Origin of the sequence: Actinoplanes campanulatus, assembly GCF_014647795.1 — a bacterium.
In the GTDB taxonomy this organism is placed as follows: Bacteria; Actinomycetota; Actinomycetes; order Mycobacteriales; family Micromonosporaceae; genus Actinoplanes; species Actinoplanes campanulatus.
In genome coordinates, this window is sequence record NZ_BMPW01000018.1 from 125,157 (window position 1) to 145,183 (window position 20,027).

General features: G+C 69.3%; 19 protein-coding genes and 2 tRNA genes. 14 read left to right on the forward strand and 7 right to left on the reverse strand.

From position 1 onward, the window contains the following. Positions 1 to 6: 6 nt before the first annotated feature. Together IEZ13_RS31025 and IEZ13_RS31030 are read right to left on the reverse strand one after the other, a co-directional pair. Entirely contained in the window at positions 7 to 1,245 is a 1,239-nt protein-coding gene (locus IEZ13_RS31025) for a L,D-transpeptidase (RefSeq protein WP_372441923.1), read from the reverse strand. A 153-nt stretch (positions 1,246 to 1,398) separates the two neighbouring features. Continuing rightward, positions 1,399 to 2,625 carry a L,D-transpeptidase gene (locus IEZ13_RS31030; protein WP_183224865.1) on the reverse strand — a complete coding sequence of 409 codons (1,227 nt, stop codon included), beginning with the start codon at positions 2,623 to 2,625 and terminating at the stop codon, positions 1,399 to 1,401. Positions 2,626 to 2,763: 138 nt separating this feature from the next. Between IEZ13_RS31030 and IEZ13_RS31035 the strand changes: the two genes are divergently transcribed. From IEZ13_RS31035 to IEZ13_RS31055, 5 genes are all read left to right on the forward strand, one after another. After that, positions 2,764 to 2,836 (forward strand) — tRNA-Lys (locus tag IEZ13_RS31035). A gap of 250 nt (positions 2,837 to 3,086) precedes the next feature. Next, positions 3,087 to 4,076 (forward strand): polysaccharide deacetylase family protein, encoded by a 990-nt coding sequence (locus IEZ13_RS31040; RefSeq protein ID WP_183224864.1) that lies wholly within the window; start codon positions 3,087 to 3,089, stop codon positions 4,074 to 4,076. Positions 4,077 to 4,175: 99 nt separating this feature from the next. After that, positions 4,176 to 4,248: transfer RNA gene (locus IEZ13_RS31045), tRNA-Lys, on the forward strand. 113 nt (positions 4,249 to 4,361) lie between these two features. Next, complete coding sequence (locus tag IEZ13_RS31050) at positions 4,362 to 5,648, forward strand: HupE/UreJ family protein (RefSeq protein WP_183224863.1); 1,287 nt, start codon at positions 4,362 to 4,364, stop codon at positions 5,646 to 5,648. A gap of 48 nt (positions 5,649 to 5,696) precedes the next feature. Further along, entirely contained in the window at positions 5,697 to 6,329 is a 633-nt protein-coding gene (locus IEZ13_RS31055; protein WP_183224862.1) for an NADPH-dependent FMN reductase, read from the forward strand. Here the strand turns inward: IEZ13_RS31055 and IEZ13_RS31060 are convergent. Continuing rightward, a complete protein-coding gene (locus IEZ13_RS31060) occupies positions 6,322 to 7,866 on the reverse strand; it encodes a sulfatase family protein (RefSeq protein ID WP_229795264.1) in 1,545 nt (514 codons plus the stop codon). The genes IEZ13_RS31055 and IEZ13_RS31060 overlap by 8 nt on opposite strands. Positions 7,867 to 8,044: 178 nt before the next feature. Here IEZ13_RS31060 and IEZ13_RS31065 point away from each other — a divergent pair, with 178 nt between their 5' ends. From IEZ13_RS31065 to IEZ13_RS31075, 3 genes are all read left to right on the forward strand, one after another. Beyond that, positions 8,045 to 8,203, forward strand: coding sequence for a hypothetical protein (locus IEZ13_RS31065; RefSeq protein WP_183224861.1), 159 nt, complete (start codon positions 8,045 to 8,047; stop codon positions 8,201 to 8,203). A 69-nt stretch (positions 8,204 to 8,272) separates the two neighbouring features. After that, positions 8,273 to 9,445, forward strand: coding sequence for a cytochrome P450 family protein (locus tag IEZ13_RS31070; protein WP_183224860.1), 1,173 nt, complete (start codon positions 8,273 to 8,275; stop codon positions 9,443 to 9,445). Between the two features lie 25 nt (positions 9,446 to 9,470). Continuing rightward, on the forward strand, positions 9,471 to 10,046 hold the full coding sequence (locus IEZ13_RS31075) for an FIMAH domain-containing protein (protein WP_183224859.1): 576 nt from the start codon (positions 9,471 to 9,473) through the stop codon (positions 10,044 to 10,046). A gap of 1 nt (position 10,047) precedes the next feature. On the opposite strand, the gene IEZ13_RS31080 is transcribed toward IEZ13_RS31075, so the two are convergent. Further along, positions 10,048 to 10,713: a DUF305 domain-containing protein gene (locus IEZ13_RS31080; RefSeq protein WP_183224858.1), complete on the reverse strand. Its 666-nt coding sequence runs from the start codon at positions 10,711 to 10,713 to the stop codon at positions 10,048 to 10,050. A 135-nt stretch (positions 10,714 to 10,848) separates the two neighbouring features. On the opposite strand from IEZ13_RS31080, the gene IEZ13_RS31085 reads away from it, so the two are divergent. Beyond that, complete coding sequence (locus IEZ13_RS31085; protein WP_183224857.1) at positions 10,849 to 12,279, forward strand: hypothetical protein; 1,431 nt, start codon at positions 10,849 to 10,851, stop codon at positions 12,277 to 12,279. 30 nt (positions 12,280 to 12,309) lie between these two features. On the opposite strand, the gene IEZ13_RS31090 is transcribed toward IEZ13_RS31085, so the two are convergent. Continuing rightward, positions 12,310 to 13,470 (reverse strand): RsbRD N-terminal domain-containing protein, encoded by a 1,161-nt coding sequence (locus tag IEZ13_RS31090; protein WP_183224856.1) that lies wholly within the window; start codon positions 13,468 to 13,470, stop codon positions 12,310 to 12,312. 88 nt (positions 13,471 to 13,558) lie between these two features. Here IEZ13_RS31090 and IEZ13_RS31095 point away from each other — a divergent pair, with 88 nt between their 5' ends. The 3 genes from IEZ13_RS31095 (at position 13,559) to IEZ13_RS31105 (ending at position 16,162) form a co-directional block, all read left to right on the forward strand. Continuing rightward, entirely contained in the window at positions 13,559 to 14,785 is a 1,227-nt protein-coding gene (locus IEZ13_RS31095) for a YncE family protein (RefSeq protein WP_183224855.1), read from the forward strand. A 56-nt stretch (positions 14,786 to 14,841) separates the two neighbouring features. Next, a complete protein-coding gene (locus tag IEZ13_RS31100) occupies positions 14,842 to 15,240 on the forward strand; it encodes a hypothetical protein (RefSeq protein ID WP_183224854.1) in 399 nt (132 codons plus the stop codon). A 142-nt stretch (positions 15,241 to 15,382) separates the two neighbouring features. Continuing rightward, on the forward strand, positions 15,383 to 16,162 hold the full coding sequence (locus IEZ13_RS31105; RefSeq protein WP_183224853.1) for a hypothetical protein: 780 nt from the start codon (positions 15,383 to 15,385) through the stop codon (positions 16,160 to 16,162). A gap of 261 nt (positions 16,163 to 16,423) precedes the next feature. On the opposite strand, the gene IEZ13_RS31110 is transcribed toward IEZ13_RS31105, so the two are convergent. Then, complete coding sequence (locus IEZ13_RS31110) at positions 16,424 to 16,642, reverse strand: DUF397 domain-containing protein (RefSeq protein WP_183224977.1); 219 nt, start codon at positions 16,640 to 16,642, stop codon at positions 16,424 to 16,426. 40 nt (positions 16,643 to 16,682) lie between these two features. Next, entirely contained in the window at positions 16,683 to 17,531 is an 849-nt protein-coding gene (locus IEZ13_RS31115; protein WP_183224852.1) for a helix-turn-helix domain-containing protein, read from the reverse strand. A gap of 248 nt (positions 17,532 to 17,779) precedes the next feature. Here IEZ13_RS31115 and IEZ13_RS31120 point away from each other — a divergent pair, with 248 nt between their 5' ends. After that, positions 17,780 to 18,421: a GOLPH3/VPS74 family protein gene (locus tag IEZ13_RS31120; protein WP_183224851.1), complete on the forward strand. Its 642-nt coding sequence runs from the start codon at positions 17,780 to 17,782 to the stop codon at positions 18,419 to 18,421. A 62-nt stretch (positions 18,422 to 18,483) separates the two neighbouring features. Beyond that, positions 18,484 to 20,019: an APC family permease gene (locus IEZ13_RS31125; RefSeq protein WP_183224976.1), complete on the forward strand. Its 1,536-nt coding sequence runs from the start codon at positions 18,484 to 18,486 to the stop codon at positions 20,017 to 20,019. Positions 20,020 to 20,027: the final 8 nt, after the last annotated feature.

Genomic DNA, 20,027 nt, shown 5'->3' on the forward strand with positions numbered 1-20,027 from the left:
CCGGGTCTAGAGGTAGCTGCCCTTCTTGTACTCCGCGTAGCTCATGTTCCAGTCGGTCCAGCCGTTGCCGTTCTTCAGCTTGTCCTCGGTGCCGGTGACGGTGATCACGTCACCCATCATGGTGCGCTGGAACAGCCACTCGCCGAGCGCCTCGGAGACGTTGACGCAGCCGTGCGAGACGTTGCGCTTGCCCTGCACGCCCTCGGACCACGGGGCGGCGTGGATGAACTGGCCACTGTAGGTGATCCGCTGAGCCCAGTCGATCGGGGTCTTGTAGCCGTTCACCGGGTCCTCGTCGGTGGTGTCGAAGACGGTGTGCGCCGCCTTCTCCATGATCACCATGGTGCCGCTGGAGGACGGGGTGCTCGGCTTGCCCAGGCTCACCGGGATCGTCTTGATGACCTTGCCGTCCTGCTTGACGGTCATCTTCTTGGTCTTGTTGGAGACCGTGAGGATCATCTCGCGGCCGATCTTCAGGTCCACTGTGAGGTCGGACCGGCCGTACCACCCGTCGCCGAGCTCCACGCCCTTGAGCTTCACGTCGTAGAAGACCTTGGAACCGGCCTTCCAGTACGCCTGCGGCCGGAAGTGCACCTCGGTGGAGCTGATCCAGCGCCAGGTGCCCTCCTGCGCGGGCGTGGCGGTGACCACCATCCGGCGCTCGACCTCGGCACGGTACTTCTCCGGGATGGCCCGCCCGAACTTCATGATCAGCGGCATGCCGACGCCGACGCTCTGCCCGTCGCCCAGGAAGCTGGTCACCCGCACCAGGTTCGACGGCTGCTTCATCGTCGTGAACGAGCTGGTGGCGGAGTTGTTCTTGCCCTCGGCCGCCGGGGTGGTGACGGTCACTGTGTACTTCGTGCCCCAGGCCAGCGACTCGGCGGGACGCCAGAGATTCTGGTCCTTGTCCAGGGTGCCCTCGACCTCGTCGCCCTTGGCGTTGGTGACCTTGACCTCGGTGTTGTCCGGGTCCTCGCTGTCGAACTTCACCTCGGACCAGAGCTCGACGCTCTTCGCGTCCTGCGCGGGGGAGGTCACCGCGACGGTGCTCAACGTGGGCGCGGAGGGAGCCGATGACGCACCGGCGGCCCCGTCGCCGCCACCCTGCCAGGACGGCTCGTCCTTGCCGCCGCTGCACGCGGCGGTCAGCAGCAGGGTGCCCGCGAGCATCGCGGCCAGGGTCAGGCGCAACCGGCTCCGGCCACTTCGGGCAGCCGGACCGGCCTGCTCCGCCGACCGAATTCCATCCATCTCCATGGTCTCCTCACGGCGTCGTTCTCCCCCGGCGCCCAATAGTGCCCCGCGAAACAGCGTCGCACCAATACCGGTTTCGTGCCGTGACCGGTGCAACGCCATCGATGTACCCCACCGGGTAGGAAGAACCACGCCGGGTGATCAGAGAGCGCTGCCCTCCTTGAACTTCTCCCAGCTCACGTCCCACGGCGTCCAGCCGTTGCCGTACTCCAGCTCGTCACCGGTGCCCTTCACGGTGACCGGGTCGCCGATCAGGGTCTTGCCGAACAGCCACCGGGCGTTCGAGGGGGACACGTTGACACAGCCGTGTGACACATTCGTGCGTCCCTGTGCGCCGGTGGACCACGGGGCCGAGTGGATGTACTGACCGCTCCAGGTGAGTCGCTGCGCGTACTCGATGTCGGTGCGGTAACCGGAGGCGCCGTCGGTGTCGGTGGTGTCGAAGACGGTCGCGGCCTTTTTCTCCATGACCACCATGTGGCCGCTGGACGACGGCGTGCTCTTCTTGCCGAGGCTCACCGGGATGGTCTTGACGACCTTGTCGTCCTGGAGCACGGTCATCTTCTTCGAGGCGTTGTCGACCTTCATCTCGAACTTGCGGCCGATCTTGACCTTGGCCGAGCGGTCCTGGTCGCCGTGGCGGCCGCCGCCGGTGGGCAGCCCGCCGACCGCGATCCGGACGGTCATCTCGGTGCCGGTCTGCCAGTAGTCGGGCGCCCGGTAGTAGGCCTGGGTGCCGCTCGACGTCCACGACCAGGTGCCCGGCTGCGACGGCGAGGTCTCGACGAACATCCGCTTCTGGACGGCGGCGCGATCCGCCTTCTTGATGCCCGGGTTGAACTCGACGACCACCGGCATGGCCACGCCGTACGTGTTGCCGTCGAAGAGGTAGAGCCCGGTGCCCGTCTCCCGGGCCGGCGCGCCCATCGTGGTGAAGGTGGTGTTCGCCGTCGTGGTCTGTCCGTCACTTCCGGTGGCGACGACCTTGGCGGCGTACGTCTGTTTGGTCTTGAGGGGTTTGGCCGGCACCCAGGACGAGCCGTCCTCGCGCAGCTTGCCCGCGACGGCCTTGCCCTTGGCGTCGGTCAGGGTGACCGAGGTGACCTCGCCGCCGCTGACCTTGAGCCCGATCTCCGCGCTCACCGGCACGTTCTTCTTGTCGGCGGCGGGTGTGATGGTCAGGGTGACCGGGCCGCCCGCCGCGGACGTGCTCTCGGTCACCGGCGCGCCGGAAGCGCCGGGGGTGGTGCTCGCCGTCGCGGCCGGGTCGGCGAAGGCGGGTTTGGCATTGTCGTCGCCGCAGGCAGCGAGGGGTGCGATCAGGCCAAGCGCCATGATCGCCGCCAGGGAGCGGCGGAGGTGAACCATCGTCGGGCCCCGTTCTGGAGTTCTCAGCGCTGACATCCTGACGCATGGACGCAAGCCGTGCCTCCCCCTTCGGGTGACCGGTGGCCGATTACAAGGATCTTCCGAGGTCGTGCTAACGTTTTCCCCGTTGTACGGCGAGCGTCGCTAGCTCAACTGGCAGAGCAGCGGACTCTTAATCCGCGGGTTGTAGGTTCAAGTCCTACGCGACGCACTCTCCAAGCACACGAAGCCCCAGCCCTCGGCTGGGGCTTTTTCGTGCCCTCCGCCGGTGTTTCCGGGATCACATCGATAGTTGCGGCCAGCCAAAGCAAGATCCATCGCCTAACTACTGTTCCCGCGCGCCGAAAGTTTCGAAAATTTACCGGCACTTAACGGTTGACTCGGTCCCGGTGGCTCCGAACAATGAGTCAGCGACGGTCGTCGATCCCTTCCCTGTTCCCCGACACGAAGGTGGATCCCCCATGCGCAAGCTCAGAGTCGTGCTCTGCGGAGTGGCCGGCGTGCTGGCCGCGTCCGGCGCCGTCCTGGTTCCCCTCACCCAGACGGCCACCGCCGCCCCCGCCGCCTGCAGCAGTGGCTACGTCGGTCTCACCTACGACGACGGGCCGAACGCCGGCAACACCAACAACCTGCTCAACGCGCTGCGGCAGAACGGGCTGCGGGCCACCATGTTCAACACCGGCCAGAACGCGGCGGCCAACCCCGGCCTGGTCCGGGCGCAGGTGGACGCCGGCATGTGGGTCGCCAACCACAGCTACACCCACCCGCACATGCTGACCCTCTCCTCGGCGCAGATGAGCTCGGAGCTGTCCCGCACGCAGAGCGCCATCCAGGCCGGCGGCGGGGGCACCCCGGTGCTCTTCCGGCCGCCGTACGGGGAGACGAACGCCACCCTCCAGTCCGCCGCGTCGGCCCTGGGCATGCGGACGATCATCTGGGACGTCGACTCCCAGGACTGGAACGGCGCCACCACGGCCCAGATCGCGCAGCGGGCCGGCACGCTCACCAACGGCCAGATCATCCTGATGCACGACCAGTACGCCACCACCGTCGCCGCCATCCCGCAGATCGCCGCCGACCTGCGCAACCGCGGCCTGTGCGCCGGCATGATCTCGCCCACCACCGGCCGGGCCGTGGCGCCGGGCGGCGGAACGAACCCCACCACCCCGCCGCCGACCGGTGGTTCCTGCACGGCCACCTACTCCGAGGGCCAGAAGTGGACCGACCGGTTCAACGGTCAGGTGGCGGTCACCGGGACGAACAACTGGGCGGTCACCGTCACGTTCCGTGCTCCGCAGAGGGTCATCGCGACCTGGAACACCACGGTCACCTGGGACGCCACCGGCTACGTGATGACCGCCCGGCCCAACGGCAACGGCAACACCTTCGGCTTCACCGTCCAGCACGGCGGCAACTGGACCTGGCCGTCGCTGACCTGCACCGCGACCTGACCCGTTCCCCGCGGCCGCGGGCGCTCCCCAGCGCCCGCGGCCACCCCCCGGCCGAAAATCGGGGCCGAGATGGTGTGTTAGTCTTCCTCCCGTCGAAAGGCGCTGCTAGCTCAACTGGCAGAGCAGCGGACTCTTAATCCGCGGGTTGTAGGTTCGAGTCCTACGCGGCGCACGACCGACCGAGGCCCCACCTGATTCAGGTGGGGCCTCGGTGCTTTCTGTGACTTACGGTGAACCCGGGCGAAGCCCTGCCTGCCGACGATATTGTTGACAATCATGTGGCGGGTGAGACGGATCGCGGTGCTCCTGGCCGTACCCCTGATGGTGTTTCCCGGCGCGAAGCCGGCGGCGGCCCACCCGATGCCGAACTCGGTGGTCCTTCTCGACGTGCATCAGGGGTCGGTGACAGCGTCGCTCCACCTGCCCGCCGGCGACCTGGCCTTGGCCAGCGGCATCGCCCCGGCCGAGCTGCCGGCCCGGGCCGGGGAGCTGCGCACCTATCTGACCGGGCACATCCGGCCCACCGGCCCCGACGGCGCCGCCTGGACGGTCGCCGCCGGGGATCTCGACGTCAGCACGGCCGAGCCGACCGGCGCCGGGCCGTACCAGGAGGTGATCGCGACCCTCACGCTCACCCCACCGGCCGGCGGCGATGTGCGGCACTTCACCCTCGGTTACGACGTGATCGTCCACCAGGTGGTGACGCACACCGCGCTGGTGTCGGTCCGGCAGGACTGGGCGGCCGGCCGGGTGACCGAGGGTGACGACGCCGAGCAGGTCGGCGCGATCGCCGTCGACAACCGCACGATGACCGTCCCGCCGCTCGCCGTCGACCTCGGCACAGGCGGCTCCTGGCCGGGCTTCCGGGCCATGCTCGAACTCGGCGGCCGGCACATCCTGGAGGGCACCGACCACCTGCTGTTCCTGCTCATCCTGCTGCTCCCGGCGCCGCTGTTGGCCCGGGGCGGGCGCTGGCGGGAACTGTCCGGGGCGCGACCGGCGATCCGGCGGATCGCCGGGATCACCCTGGCCTTCACCCTCGGTCACTCCGCGGCGCTCGCGCTCAGTGCCCTGACCCGGGTCGCGATCCCGGCCCGGCCGGTCGAGGTCTTCATCGCGGTGAGCATCCTGATCGGCGCCGTCCACGCGATCCGCCCGCTCTTCCCCGGGCGTGAGGCGCTGGTCGCCGGACTGTTCGGGCTGGGCCACGGGATGGCCTTCTCGCTCACCCTGGCCGACCTGCGCCTGTCCACCACGCAGCTCGTGCTCAGCCTGTTCGGCTTCAACCTCGGTATCGAGCTGGTCCAGCTCCTGCTGGTGGCGCTCGCCCTGCCCGCACTGCTGGCCCTGGCCCGGCTCCCGGTGCAGCCGTGGCTGCGGACCGGCGGCGCGCTGCTCACCGCGGCCGCCGCGGTCGGCTGGGCGCTGGACCGGCTCGGCGTGCCGAACGTGGTGGCCGAGACCGCCGACGGCGCCGGCGCCGACCACGGCCTGATGCTGGCGGTCCTGACCGTCCTGGCGGTGGCCGGAACCGGCTGGATGCTCCGGGAGCGGAGACCGGCGGCCGGGTAATCCCTTCGGGCGTCCGAACCGGGGCCCCGCGCGCCGTATCGTCGCGGAATGACCCGTGTCCTGCTGATCTCGGGAAGCACCCGGGAGGGTTCCCTGCACACCGCCGCCCTGCGGACCGCGGCCCGGTTCGCGCCACCGGAGATCACCACCACCCGGTACGAGGACCTGCGCCACCTGCCCGCCTTCGTCCCCGGCGAACTGCCGACGGGCCCGGTCGCCGAGCTGCGTTCCCTGGTCGACGCCGCCGACGCCGTGCTGTTCAGCACCCCGGAGTACGCCGGCTCGCTGCCCGGCAGCCTGAAGAACCTGCTCGACTGGCTGGTCGACGGCGGCGACCTGGGCGGCAAACCGGCCGCCTGGCTGTCCGTGGTGCGGCCCGGCCTGGACGACGGCGCCCGGGCCGGCCTGGAGTCGGTGCTCGACCACGCGGGCGCCCGGCTGCTGCGGCCCGCGTGCGTCCGGATCCCGCTGGAGATGGCGTCGATCGACAGCGCCGGCATCGTCACCGACGACCGCCTGCACATGGCCCTCCAGGACATGCTGCAGGCGCTCGCCCGGGCCCTCGCCGACTCCCGGCCCCGCCCGCAGCCGTCCTGGCAGGCGCACTCCAGCGTCTACCCGATCGTGCCGGACCAGGGCCCGACCGGGCGACCGTTCATCTGGCCGGGCGGGGTCAGCTGACCGCCCGGGAGACCTTCCCACAGGCGTCCGCGCCGACGCAGGTGGCCAGCCCGTGCAGCGCGGTGCTCAGCTCGGCGAGCCGTTCCGGGGCCAGCGTGCCGACGATGTTGGTCAACATGTACGGGTCGGTCTTCCGGTCGAAGTACTCCCGGGTCCCGTCCACGTACTCGATGTAGGTGAACCGCTCGGTGCGCATCGCGTCGTACGACGGCGGGATGTTCTTGCTGTCGTACTGGAAGTCCGGGTCCTTCGGGTCGGTGGCCGGATCGTGGTGCTCGATCAGCGTCGCGTGCCGCCAGTCGGCCGGCGCCTCCCCGCTGAGCAGCGCCTTGAAGCTGCGGCCGTCGCACTCCGGCGACGGCGGCGCTCCGGCCAGGTCGGTGAAGGTGGGCCGCAGGTCGATGTTCGCCACCACCGAGCTGACGCTGCGCCCGGCGCCCACCCCGTGCCCGGCGACGATCAGCGGGACGTTGACGTCGGTGTCGAAGGCGGTCTGCTTGCCGGAGGGCAGCGCGTACTCGCCCATGTGGTAGCCGTTGTCCGAGCTGAAGATCACCACGGTGTCGTCGGACACCCCGGACTTGGCCAGGGTGTCGCGCAGCGTGCCGATCATGCGGTCCACCGACTGCACCGACTGCACCCGTTTGCGGAACTCCTCGTCCACCCGCCGCGCCTGGTCCTTGGTGAGCTTGAGGTTCGGGGGCAGCCACGCCGAGCCGGCGGGCACCTTGTCGTAGGCCGCGGTGCGCGGCGCCTTCAGCCCGGGGAAGAGCTTCTCGTCCCGCGGCGCCGGCGTGTACGGGCTGTGCGGGGTGTACGTGGAGACCTCGACCATGAACGGCTGCCCGGTCGCCGCCGTGGTGCTGATGAAGTTCGCCGCCTTGCCCGCGATCACGTCGGTGAGGTAGTCCTGCGGCTTCTTGCCGTACCTCTTGACCTGGCCGTTCTCGTTGAGGTCGTAGTCGAAGTTGTCGTACGCGTTGCCGCCGCCGAACCACTGGTCCCAGCCCGGCGGCACGTAGGGCTTGCCGGTGCCCATGGTCTTCTTGGGGAAGTACTCGTTGAGGTACTTGCCGAGGAACGCGGTGCGGTAACCGGCCGCCTGGAGGTCGGTCGCGATCGTCGACTTCTCCTGGCCACGGCTGTGGAAGAGCCGGAAGCCGCCGTCCGACCCGTGGTTCTTGACGATGCCGGTGTTGTGCGGGAACTGTCCCTTGAGGATCGAGGCGCGCGACGGGCAGCAGAGCGAGTCGGTGACCGTGTAGTTGGTGAAGGTGGTGCCGTCCCGCTGCATCCTCTGCACGTTCGGCATGTACTGCACGAGGTTCATCGACAGGTCGTCAACCAGCACGAAGACGATGTTCGGCCGGGTCGGGACACTTTCCGTGGGGCTGCCCGGCACCGCCGCGGACGACCTCGAGGAGGCCGCCGGATGAGCTTCGGCGGGGTCTCCGGCGGGTGCGGCGGGAGAGCCGCATCCGGCCATGGCCAGCAGCGACGTGACGGCGGCGAGGACGCCCAGGGTGCGGAAGGACATGGTGGCGCGGCTACTCCATCTACGAGTGGTCCCAAGGAGGGTAATCGGCCGGTGCCCACCGGTCTTGCGGTGGTTGCTTACCTCTTTCTCAGATGATCTTTAAGAAAGTATGAACAGCCGGGGGCCGGTCATCGTACCGGCGGATAGTGGACACCTTCCCTGGAGGTGATCCGTACCAGTGGCCAGTACCACCGAACCGCACCGGGCGTACGTCGTCGTCGTGGTGGCGTCCCCGGAGCCGCGACCGCGCCGGTTGCGGCGGCCCACCGCCCGCCGGCCGCACCTGCCGATCCGCCCGCCCCGCGCGCCCCGGGTGCCGCGCCGCCCCGCCGCCTGACCGGGGCTGCCGGGAACCCCATCGACACGTATTGTCGGAATTCGGTTCCCGGCGGCCTGGAGGGGCGAAATGATCGATTTCACCGATTCGGCGTTCCAGAACGACCCCCACCCGACGTACGCCCGGATGCGCCGCACCGGCCCGGTGCGCCGCGTCCGCCTGCCCAGCGGCCTGGACGCCTGGCTCGTCACCCGGTATGAGGACGCCCGCCGCGTGCTGGCCGACCCCCGGCTGTCCAAGTCGGTGGCGGCCCTCGGCTCCGCGGCCGGTCAGTCCGCGGCCGGCGGCGCCCTGTCCCGGCACATGCTGGCCGTCGACCCGCCCGACCACACCCGGCTGCGCCGCCTGGTCTCGGCCGCCTTCACGGTCCGCCGGATCGAGGCGCTGCGCCCGCGGATCGAGGTGATCGCCACCGAGCTGCTGGACGCCCTCGACGGCCGGGACCGGGCCGACCTGATCGACGCCTTCGCCTTCCCGCTGCCCATCCAGGTGATCTGCGAGCTGCTCGGGGTGCCGGCCGCCGACCAGGGCTCGTTCCGCGCCTGGTCCAACGTCATCGTCGCGGGCGCGATGTCCGGCGACCGGCTGGGCCCGGCCATCGAGTCGATGATCGGCTACATCCGGACCCTGCTCGCCGAGCGCCGCGAGCACGGCGGCGACGACCTGCTGACCGGGCTGATCCAGGTCCGCGACTCCGGGGACGGTCTGACCGAGGAGGAACTCACCTCGATGGTCTTCCTGCTGCTGCTGGCCGGCCACGAGACCACCGTCAACCTGATCGGCAACGGCGCCTACCTGCTGCTGCGTGACCGCGAGCGATGGGAGCGGTTGCGCGCCGACCGCGCGTTGCTGCCGTCCGCCATCGAGGAGTTCCTGCGGTACGAGGGACCCGTCGAGACGTCCACCTTCCGGGTCGCCACCGAGGACCTGGAGATCGGCGGGGAGAAGGTGGCCGCCGGCGACCCGATCGTGGTCGTGCTGCTGTCCGCCAACCGGGACGACGACCGCTTCCCCGGCGCCGACGAGCTGCGGCTGGACCGTCCGCAGAACCCGCATCTGGCCTTCGGGCACGGCATCCACTACTGCCTGGGAGCACCGCTGGCCCGGCTGGAGGCGCAGATCGCGTTCACCGCTCTGCTCGACCGTTTCCCCGATCTGCGGCTGGCCGTCGAGCCGGAGGAGCTGATCTGGCGGCCCGGCACCCTGCTGCGCGGGCTGACCGAACTTCCGGTCCGCCTCTGACCTGTCGCCTGGCATGATGGCCGCCGTGCCGGATCCTCATGACCTCTACCAGCCGACGGCCCCGATGCCGGTGGTGGAGCAGCAGCGCGGCGTCTACCGGGCCGCCGACCATCGCCGGGTGGCCCTGCTCGCCGCCGCGGGCTCCGCGGTCGTCCTGGCCGCGCTCGCGGTCTGGCTGTTCTCCGGCGACGACGACACCCCGCCTCCGGTGGCCGCGCCGCCCGCTGTGGTGGTGACCTCGGCGGCGCCGGTAGAGACGCCGGAGCCCTCGCTTGCGGAAACAGAGGCGGCCACGACGACCGTTCCGGTCACCGTGCGCCCGGCTCAACCGGCCGAGTTGATTGCCGCCCTGAGGGCCGTCGTCGACTCGCTGGAGGACCAGGGCGAGATCGACGACGACGGCGCCGAGGCGCTGGACCGCCGGCTCAAGTCCGCCGCCGACCGGCTGGAACGAGGTAAGGCGAAGGACGCCGCCCGCAAGATGGACGAGTTCGCCGAGAAGCTCGTCGACCTGCGCGAGGACGACGACATCAGCCAGTCCGCCTTCAACGCCCTGGCCTCCGGCGCGACCCAGGTCAGGGCGGCGCTGCCGGCCCGCTGAGTCAGCTCACACCCAGCTCGGCCATCCGCTGGATCTCGACCAGCTGCTCGATCGCCGTCTCCTTGGCCATCTTGGCGAGCCGTTCCTCCGACCCGGTACGCAGCAGCTCGCCCACCATCGTCTCGGCCCCACGGTGGTGTTCGGTCATCATCGCGATGAACCGGCGGTCGAAGTCGGCGCCCCGGGCCGCGGCCAGACCGGTGAGAGCCGTCTCGGACTGCATGCCGGGCATCGAGGCGTGGTCGTGGGCCGGGTCCGACTCCGGCTCTCCGCGGTCGGCCAGCCAGGTCCGCAGCACCGAGATCTCCGGGCCCTGTGCGGCGGTGATCCGGCCGGCGATGTTCTTCACGCCCTGGTTCGTGGCCCGCTCGGGCACCAGATCGGCCATCTGCAACGCCTGCGCGTGGTGGGCGATCATCATCTGGGCATAGGTGACGTCGGCCTTGTTGTAGGTGGACGCGGCGGGCGCCTGCACGTGATCGGAGTCGGTGACGCCGGCCGACTCGCCGGGGCGGCCCGGTACGACGACGCGGACCGGGGAGGCCGAGGAGGCCGGCGCGCTCACCGGATCGGCCGGGCCGGATGCACGGGCGGCCAGCACCGCACCCACGGTGCCGAGAAGGACCACAGTTGCGGCGGTCAGGGCCCATGCGCGTCGGTGTTGCATGTATTTCCTTTCCGGCAGGCGGCCCCCACGATCAGGCTTCGACGGTTATCGTAACGACCGACATCGCTGTCACCGATAGTGCGGACGACACAACTCGCCGTGCGTCATCGGTGCTCCGAAACCGGAAGGAGCTTCATGAAGCATCCTGCCTCACGAGGGCGGTTAAAGCGCCTGGCCTGTATCGGGGCGGCGGCGGTCCTGTCCACTCTGGTCATGGCCGCGCCGGTCCAAGCGGACCCGGCCGGCATCCCAGGCGTGGACCAGATCGTCAGCAGCCCAAACATCAGGCAGATCGCCAACGAGCCCAAGGTGGGCCCGTTCGCCGCGGAGAACGCGCTCAACAGCGACCTGGCCTTCCAGGGGAAGTACGCGTACGCCGGCAACTACAACGGCTTCAGCGTCTACGACATCAGCAGGCCGAGTGACCCGGTGCCGGTCACCCAGGTGCTCTGCCCCGGCTCGCAGAACGACATCTCGATCTGGGGGGACCTGCTCTTCCTGGCGACCGACTCGATCCGCAACGACGACTCCTGCAACAGCGTCTCGGTGCCGAACTCGGAGCCGTCCACCGCGCCCCGCTGGGAAGGCGTCAAGATCTTCGACGTCAGCGATCCGCGCAACCCGAAGTACGTCAAGGCGGTCAAGACCGACTGCGGCTCACACACCCTGACGCTGGTTCCGGGCAAGGGCCACGATCGCTCGGTGTACGTCTACGTCTCGTCGTACAACCTCGACGTGGTGGACCTGCCGAACTGCGCGCAGCCGCACGACAGGATCTCGATCATCAAGGTGCCGCTGAAGAAGCCGGACACCGCGAGCCTGATCGCCGCGCCGGTGCTCTTCCCGGACGGCGGTTTCGAGGGTGACGCGGACAGCCGACGGACCACCGGCTGCCACGACATCACCGCCTACCCGGCCAAGGACATCGCGGCCGGCGCGTGCATGGGCGACGGCGTCCTGCTGGACATCTCCCGCCCGGCGTCGCCCAAGGTGATCACCACCGTGCGGGACGCGGAGAACTTCGCGTTCTGGCACTCGGCGACCTTCAACAACGATGCCACCAAGGTCGTCTTCACCGACGAGCTCGGCGGCGGCGGTGGCGCGGAGTGCCTGCCGTCCATCGGCGCGAACAGGGGCGCCGACGCGATCTACGACATCACCGGCAAGGGCCGGCACCGCAAGCTCGAGTTCCGCAGCTACTTCAAGATCCCCCGGGAGAACGCCACCACCGAGAACTGCGTGGCCCACAACGGCTCGCTGATCCCGGTCAAGGGCCGCGACATCATGGTCCAGGCGTGGTATCAGGGTGGCATCTCGATCTGGGACTTCACCAACTCCCGCAAGCCGGTGGAGATCGCCTACTGGGAGCGCGGCCCGCTCAGCCTCGACCGGCTGATCGTCGGCGGTTCCTGGTCGGCGTACTGGTACAACGGCCACATCTACTCCAACGACATCCAGAAGGGCTTCGACGTCCTGGAGGTCAGCGACCGCCGCATCGACAAGGCGGAGCGGGAGCGGACGTGGCAGTTCAACGCACAGACCCAGACCGACTACCGCAAGTGGTGATCGGCTAGAGAGGCCCGGTGTGACCGCCCATCACACCGGGCCCCGCCATGTGTGCAGCGCCCACCACCAGCGGACGGTCTCCAACACGGTGAGCCGCTCGCCGAACCCGGTCAGCTCCCGCAGCCGCCGCAGCCGGTAACGCACCGTGTTCGGGTGCAGGTGCAGCGCACTCGCCGTGAGGTCCAGCCGCTGTCCGTGGTCCAGATAGGCCAGCGCCGTGCCGGCCAGCTCCCGGTGGAAATCGTCGGCCGGGTCCAGCGCCGCCAGCAGCCCGTGCCGCAGGAATCCGGCCAACATCGGCTGCGCCGCCAGCGCCGTCTCCCCGGCCACCTCGGTCACCTCGCACGGCCCGGTCACCCCCCGGGCGCGAGCCGCGTGCAGCGCCAGGCGGGCGAGGCGGTGCGCCTCCGTCGCCTTTTCCAGGGGTACGGGCGGAGTCGTCACCACCACGGCCGGAGCGACAGTGGTCAGTTCCGGCAGTCGTGGGGTGAGCCCGCACAGCCGGCCCCGTACCGGCCCGAGGATCCCGCCGCACCGGGCGAACGCCTGCTCCAGCTCCCGCACCCGGCCCGGCTCGGCCACGTCCGAGACGGCGCAGTGGTACCGGCCGCCGGGAGTGAGCCCGAACCGGGCCGGATCCACGCCGTCACTCTCCACGCCGTCGCTCTTCTCCCCGAGCAGCAGGTGACGCAGCAGCCGGACCCGGGCGGCCCGCCGGTCGCTGTCGAGCTGCCGCTCCGCCGTCCGGTAGCCGTCCAGCACGTGCCGTTCCAGCGCGCTGCCGTACCGGTCGAGCCGGAGCAGCCCCTGGAGCAGCACGTGGTCGGGCAGGCCGGCGGTCCGGCCGCGAGCGATCGCGATCTCCAGGATCCGGCTGCGGCCGGCGTGTACCCCGGACAGCAGCGCCGCCATCGGCACGCCGAGCGCCGCGCCCTCGGCTCCGAACCGGGCCGCCTCGGCGAAGTCCTCACCGGCCGGCTCGCCGGGGCGCAGGAAGGTTGCGCACCCGGCCCGGATCAGCGCGGCGACGTACCGGCGGCTCTCCGCCTTGGGCAGCCGGGCGGCCTCCGGGGACTGGGCGCGGGCCGCGGCCACCACGTCGTCGACCAGCCGGGCGTCGTCGGCCAGCCCGTGCACCAGGGCGGCGAGCGGGTCGGGTTGTGTCCGGGCGACAACGGGGAGCGTCCGCATTGGGTCTCACAACCTATCGATGTGAGTCATCCTCTTGTTCTCCTGGTGTTACCGCAAAGTAACAGGTCACGATATCGATGGGAATCACATGAAGACTCATCTCGTACCCCTCGCTCTCGGCCTTCTGCTCGCCGCGGGCGCGACCGTGGCGCCCGAGCCGGCGGCCGCCGCCCCCGCCCTGCGCCAGGTCATGTTCGTCGGCAACAACTGGGACGGCACCGTCGACGTGATCGAGGCCGGTGGCTCCTACAGCCGAGTCGGCCGGCTCAACGTGGTGCCGGACCGCACCCAGCGGCTCACCGAGATCTACCTCAACCCGATCCGGCTGGCCTTCTACCTCGGCATCCAGCAGGGGCCGGGGGAGGGGCACGACCAGCTCGTCGACGACATGTACACCACCCCGGCCGGCGACGCCCTGGTGATCTCCCGGCCCAGCTTCGCCGACGTGGTCTCGATCGACCTGACCACCGGGAAGCTGCGCTGGCGGTTCCCGGTCAGCGGCTTCCGCTCCGACCACATGGCGGTCAGCCCGGACGGTCGTTCGGTCGCCGTCTCCGCCTCCACCGGCAACACCGTGCACGTACTCGACATCGTCACCGGCCGGCAGCTCGGCTCCTTCGCGACCGGCGACAAACCGCACGAGAACATCTACACCGGCGGTGGCCGCTACCTGTGGAACATGTCGATCGGTGAGGTCAACACCGACCTCGACGCCCCCTGGCTGGACTTCACCAAGGGGGACCGGAAGATCACCGTCGCCGACACGGGCACCTTCCAGGTGGCCCGCACCATCGACATGCGGAACCGCCTGGACGCCTTCGGCCGCAGCGACCTCTCCGACGCGGTCCGCCCGGCCGTCTTCACCCCGGACGAGTCGAAGCTCTACTTCCAGGTGTCGTTCTTCGCCGGCCTGGTCGAGTACGACGTGGCCACCGACAAGATCACCCGGATCCGGGACCTGCCGCAGAACCCGGCCACCGACCCGGACCGCACCACCTGGGTCAACGACTCCCGCCACCACGGCCTGTCGATCAGCCGGGACGGCGCCAAGCTCTGCGTCGCCGGGACCATGGACGACTACGCCACCGTCGTCGACCGGGCCACCCTCACCCCGGGGCCGCTGGTCACCGCGATCAAGCCGTACTGGGCCACGGTGAGCGCGGACGGCCTCGACTGCGTGATCTCCGAGGCCGGCGCCGACCGGGTCACCGCGATCAGCTTCGCCACCGGACAGGCCGTCGCCTCGGTGCCGGTCGGTGACCACCCGCAGCGCGTACGGATCGGCAACGTCCCGGTCGGCTGGACCGCCCCCTGAGCCCGTTTCCGGCGTGCCGAAACGGACCTAAGATCACAATCGGGTACTTTCAGGAAATGGCAACGATCCGACGCAGCGCGCTGCTCCGGTCGTTGCCATTCCTGTTCGCGCTCTTCCTCGCCCTCTTCACGGCGGCCGGCCACGGCGCCGGCGAGTCATCCCATCACTCGGCCCACGCGGTCCACGCCATCGGCGACACCGCGCACCCGGCCCGGACGACCGGTGTCATCGCGGATCCCGCCGCCGGTCCGGCCCATGACGCGCATCTGAGCGTGGGGACCGATTCCGTGACGCCCCCGGCCGGGGATGCCTCCTACATCGACGCGGAGCTCGTACGGCGTACCGCTGAGGGAAGCGCGACCCACCGGGTGCCGGACCGGACCGGCCTGCTGGCCACGCGGCACGCCGCCGGGATCCTCACCCCGCGCGCGCCGCCCGCGGCCGTCCTCTTCTGACGAACCCGTCTCCCGCGGCCGCCGCGGGCTTCCGCTCCCGTTGATCGTTTCCGGGCAGATCGTCCCGGCGATCCGCGAGCCCGCCGACCGCCAGCTTCGCCCTGATTCACGCCGCGCACCGAGCCGAACCGAACGGACCACCGTGAACATTCTCTCCGACATGCTGCTGTCCGAGCCCGCCCCGATCGCCGTCTGGGCCGTCCTGATGCTCCTTGCCCTGCCCGCCCTGGTCGTCCTGGCCAGCCCGGACGGTGTCCGCAACCCGCGCCTCGAGCTGGTCGAGACGATCACCTGGGTGCGCCTGACCGGGCAGCGGCGAAAGGAGCGGCGGGCCCGGCGGGCGGCGGAGGTGGCGCACGCGCTGCGGTTCGCCGGTGAGGTGCGGGTGGCGGCCACGCAGGCCGGTGAGGCGGTCGACCGCTGGCAGGGGCACTGGCAGGCGGCCGCCGACCGGGTGGAGGCGGCCTTCGCGGCGTGGCAGGCCGCGGACGCGCGCTGGGCTCGCTGCCGGGCGACAGCGGCCTTCGGCACGCCCTGGACCCCACAGAACCCCGCGGAGTACGCGTCTCGCGAGCGTTTCCTGCACGATGCGGTCCGTGCCGCCGCCGATCGGGGTGAGCTGCCGGCCGCCGCCGTGGTCGGCGCGCTGACCGGTGGCGGCGGGTGGGACGCCTGGCTGCACCCGGCGGAGCAGGAGGTGGCGGTGTCCCGGGCGTCGGCGGCGCACCTGGCGCTGGTCTACCGGGAGGCGGTGGCCGCGGAACGGGCCGCCTGGCACGACGTCCAGTTGGCCCGCCGGAGCCGGGACAGTCTGCGGCGGGAGGCGGTGCGCGCCGAGGCCCGGGCCACCGTGGTCCGGTCGGCCGCGCCGCCGGCCGGGGCGGGAGAGTTGCGGCGTTCGGCGTTCGCCCAGGCGGCGTGACCCCGATTGCTCACGCTCAGTGGTGCGCGATCAACCCGGGGTCAGCGATTCTGGCCGATCCTCATCAGTAACGAGAGAAGCATTCGTGAATAGTCGGGAATGGAGCGTGAATAGTGATAGCCCTGCCACGGAAAGTGGCAGGGCCGGTGCCGATGCCACGGCGCCCGCGTGAGCGGATCACCGCGATATCCCTCAAGGTGCAGATGACGAAAGTCGACCTTGGCTCAGGCCTTCCATCGGCTCGCACCTATCGGTAGGCTCTCACGAAACGATGTCGAATTCGCCGTCCTTGGCAGAGTCCACGAAGGCGGTCCACTCCGCTGGTGTGAACATGAGGGCCGGTCCACTCCGGTCCTTGCTGTCACGGACGGCAATTCCACCACCGTCGAGGAATGCGACCTCGACGCAGTTGCTGCCGCCTGTACCGTTACTACGGCTGCCCTTCTTCCAGACGGCCCCGTTGATTTGGTGCGCAAGCAACTCAAGCACCTCCCTTCGATGTGATTGTTCGTCGGGAGTGCTAAGCGACGAGCAGACTCTCGATCATCTTGATGGTCGTGCGATGGTCAAGCGCCATGGCGCTCAATCGCTCGAACTCCTGCCGATACCAGTCAACCATGTCTGGTTGTTCCTCGTACAAGTCTCCCGCAAGGCCTTCCATGTAAACAACATCCAAATGGGTGGTCTCTCGGAACTCCAAAAGCGCCGCCGGGCCGCTCAGGAAGGGGTGCCCACCAGCGGTGAAGGGCAAAATCTGCAGGAAAACATTCGGTAATTTAGCTACCTCGATTAAATGGCGAAGCTGCTCCGCCATGACCTCCGCGCCACCGATCACATGGTGCAGTACGGCCTCGTCCATGAAGGCCGACAACTCGAGCGGGCGCTCACTGGTCAGCCGGCCCTGACGGGTCAGGCGCAGCGTGATCCGCCGGTCGATGTGCTCCTCGGGATCGGTCGGGCGTCCGCTTCTCATCAGTGACCGCATGTAGGCGGGAGTCTGGAGGAGGCCGGGCACGAGCACCGGCTCCCACGTCCGCATCGCCGAGGCGGCGGCCTCCAGGCCCACGAAGTTGCCCGGCCGCATGATGTCGCGGTAGTCGGTCCACCAGGTCCGCTCGCGGGACTGCCGGGCCAGCTCGACCAGCGCCTCGCGATAGCTCTGATCCCGCACGTTGTAGAGAGTGAGCAGGTCACGCACGTCCCGCGGGGTGACCGCCACCCGGGCGGTCTCGATGCGGGTCACCTTGGCCGAATGCCACTCGAAGTGGCGTGACACGTCCTGCTGGGTGAGGCCCGCGGCCTCCCGGCATCGTTTGAGCTCCGCCCCCAGCCGGCGGCGACGCAGCGTCGGACCCTCGATATCGGACACCTGGACTCCCCTACGGTCCTGATGGAGTCGATATTACGACCGCTCCCTGACGATCCAGTAACCCATTCATGATCGCTATTTCGAAAAGATCAATAAAGTGGACCTCGGCACCGAGGACTGAATAAGAAGTCTAGTACTTCTTGTATTGACCTTGGTGTTGGGTACATGATGCTCCGGACATCGAGTTCTGTCTTGTTTCCTACATAGGTAAAAGATCATTGGAACTTGCGTCTAAGGGGCGTGACGCAGTGTTGGCTGACCAGTACTACCTGATCGCGCACGAGGACCGGACCGGGCGCTCCCGTCTCCACCCTCGTGCGACCGGCCTGGGTCTGGCCGCCGCTTTACTAGCGGAGTTGGTCCTCGAAGGTCGCATCGGCGTCAATGACGGGGACCTGCTCGTACTGGACCGGCGACCGCCACGGGACGCGCTCAATCACGACATTCTGGACCTTCTCAATGCCCAGCCACAACACCGTGACCTGCGGACGTGGCTCGCCTTTCTCGCCCAGGACGCCGGACTGCGCGTGGCGGAGCGGCTGATGCGGGTAGGGGCCGTGGAACTCGTGACCCGGCGCAGGATGCTGGGCACCACGCAGACGCTCTACATGCCCAATAGTGCCCGGCAGCGCAATGCCGCGGCCTGGGCCTCGACCCGGGTCGCCAACATGCTGGTCCGCGGGTTGGATCTCAACCTCACCGACCGCATGCTCGTCGGCCTCGTGGTGGCGACCGGGCTCACACGTCATGTCATGTACGGCTTCGAGAACTATCCGCACATCTACCACGGGTTGCCGAGCATGATCGCCTCCCTCCCCAGCGACCTCCGCGAGCTCGTGGAGTGCACCGAGTCCTCGGTGGGCTCTGCCCTCACGGTCGGTCGGCGGTGAGCCCGGCCGGCCGCCATCAACGCCGACGTGACAACGTCGACATGTGGGCCGAACGGGTGTTGATGGAGCGCAGACGCGCGACTGAACCGGATCTGATCTCGCGTGCGCTGGCCAGCAACCGACTCGGTGTACCGTCGGTGGTCTTCTTCGGCGTGGCTGGCGCGGCACCGCTGACCGTAATCATCGGTGGGATCTCGACGGTCTATGCGGTGATAGGCCAGACGGCGGCCCCGGTGGTCTACATCGTGGTTGCCGCGATTCTGTCGATCTTCACGGTCGGCTTCGTGGCGATGAGCCGGCACATTGTCAATTCCGGGGCCTTTTACTCCTACATCAGCCACGGCTTCGGTCGTCAGCTGGGGGTGTCCGCGGCGTTCGTGGCCCTGCCCGCATACGCCATGATGCAGATCGGTCTTTTCGGGCTCTTCGGTGTGGTCGCCTCGGGTGTTCTGGACGCGTTCGGCGTGCAGGCGTCCTGGGTGATCTGTGCCCTCGTCGCCTGGGCGCTCGTGGCCGTGCTCGGCATCCTCTGGGTCGACCTCAGCGGCAAGGTGCTCGGCGTGCTGCTGGCCGCTGAGATCGCCGTGGTCCTGGTCTACGACCTGATCATGGTTACCCACCCGGCCGGCGGTACGGTCAGCTTCGCGACGCTGGAGCCGGTCCAGCTCCTCACCCCCGAGGTGGCGGCCATGATGGTGCTGGCCATCGCCGGGTTCGTCGGTTTCGAGGCGACCGTCGTGCTCTCCGAAGAGGCGAAGGACCCGAAGCGGACAGTCGCCCGTGCCACCCACTTCTCGGTGATCGTGGCCGGTCTTCTCCTCGGTGCCTCGGCCTGGGCCATGTCGGTCAGCACAGGGCCGGAGCGTATCGTCGCGGTCGCTCAGGAAGAGAAGACCGACCTGGTCTTCACCCTGGTCGCGCCGCACGTCCCGGAAATCCTGGTCAGCATCGGCTATCTGCTCTTCATGACCAGCATTTTCGCGGCGCTGCTGGCCTTCCATGCCGCGGTCGCGCGTTACCAGTTCGCGCTGGGCCGTGAGGGCGTGCTGCCGAGCATCTGGGGCTACACGCATCCGCGGACCGGCGCACCGGTGGTCGGCTCGATCGCGCAGAGCATCCTCGCGCTCGGCGTGATCATCCTGTACGCGTTCCTCGGCGCGGATCCGCTGGTGTATCTGTTCGCCTGGCTGACCACGGTCGGCGGGCTGGGCGTGCTCATTCTTATGTGGAGCGCGTCGGCAGCGGTGGTTGCGTTCTTCCTGCGAAATCCGGGCCGGGAGAACGTCTGGCGCTCGATGGTCGCGCCCATCATGGCGTTCTTCCTGCTCAGCATCGTCCTCGACGCCACTGTCATCGGCCTGGGGGACATCCTGCAGGTGCCTGAAGGCTCGCCGTTCCGATGGATCTTCCCGGTCGCATACCTCGTCTGTGCGGTGCTGGGCATCTTCTGGGCGCTGGCGATGCGACGGTGGCGCCCGCACTCCTACGCCATGATCGGGCGCGGCGGCGCCGGACGGTCCGTTTTCGATCTAGCGGACCTCAACCGGCCACATTCTCACGCGCTCGCGGGCAACAGTCACATGCAGTCGATCAGGTAGGGAAACGT

Coding starts and splice junctions, on each gene's coding strand:
- IEZ13_RS31100 (WP_183224854.1), top strand. CDS start 14,842: ATGGCAACGATCCGACGCAGCGCGCTGCTCCGGTCGTTGCCATTCCTG.
- IEZ13_RS31070 (WP_183224860.1), top strand. CDS start 8,273: ATGATCGATTTCACCGATTCGGCGTTCCAGAACGACCCCCACCCGACG.
- IEZ13_RS31055 (WP_183224862.1), top strand. CDS start 5,697: ATGACCCGTGTCCTGCTGATCTCGGGAAGCACCCGGGAGGGTTCCCTG.
- IEZ13_RS31125 (WP_183224976.1), top strand. CDS start 18,484: ATGGAGCGCAGACGCGCGACTGAACCGGATCTGATCTCGCGTGCGCTG.
- IEZ13_RS31030 (WP_183224865.1), bottom strand. CDS start 2,625: ATGGTTCACCTCCGCCGCTCCCTGGCGGCGATCATGGCGCTTGGCCTG.
- IEZ13_RS31090 (WP_183224856.1), bottom strand. CDS start 13,470: ATGCGGACGCTCCCCGTTGTCGCCCGGACACAACCCGACCCGCTCGCC.
- IEZ13_RS31040 (WP_183224864.1), top strand. CDS start 3,087: ATGCGCAAGCTCAGAGTCGTGCTCTGCGGAGTGGCCGGCGTGCTGGCC.
- IEZ13_RS31080 (WP_183224858.1), bottom strand. CDS start 10,713: ATGCAACACCGACGCGCATGGGCCCTGACCGCCGCAACTGTGGTCCTT.
- IEZ13_RS31095 (WP_183224855.1), top strand. CDS start 13,559: ATGAAGACTCATCTCGTACCCCTCGCTCTCGGCCTTCTGCTCGCCGCG.
- IEZ13_RS31060 (WP_229795264.1), bottom strand. CDS start 7,866: ATGTCCTTCCGCACCCTGGGCGTCCTCGCCGCCGTCACGTCGCTGCTG.
- IEZ13_RS31085 (WP_183224857.1), top strand. CDS start 10,849: ATGAAGCATCCTGCCTCACGAGGGCGGTTAAAGCGCCTGGCCTGTATC.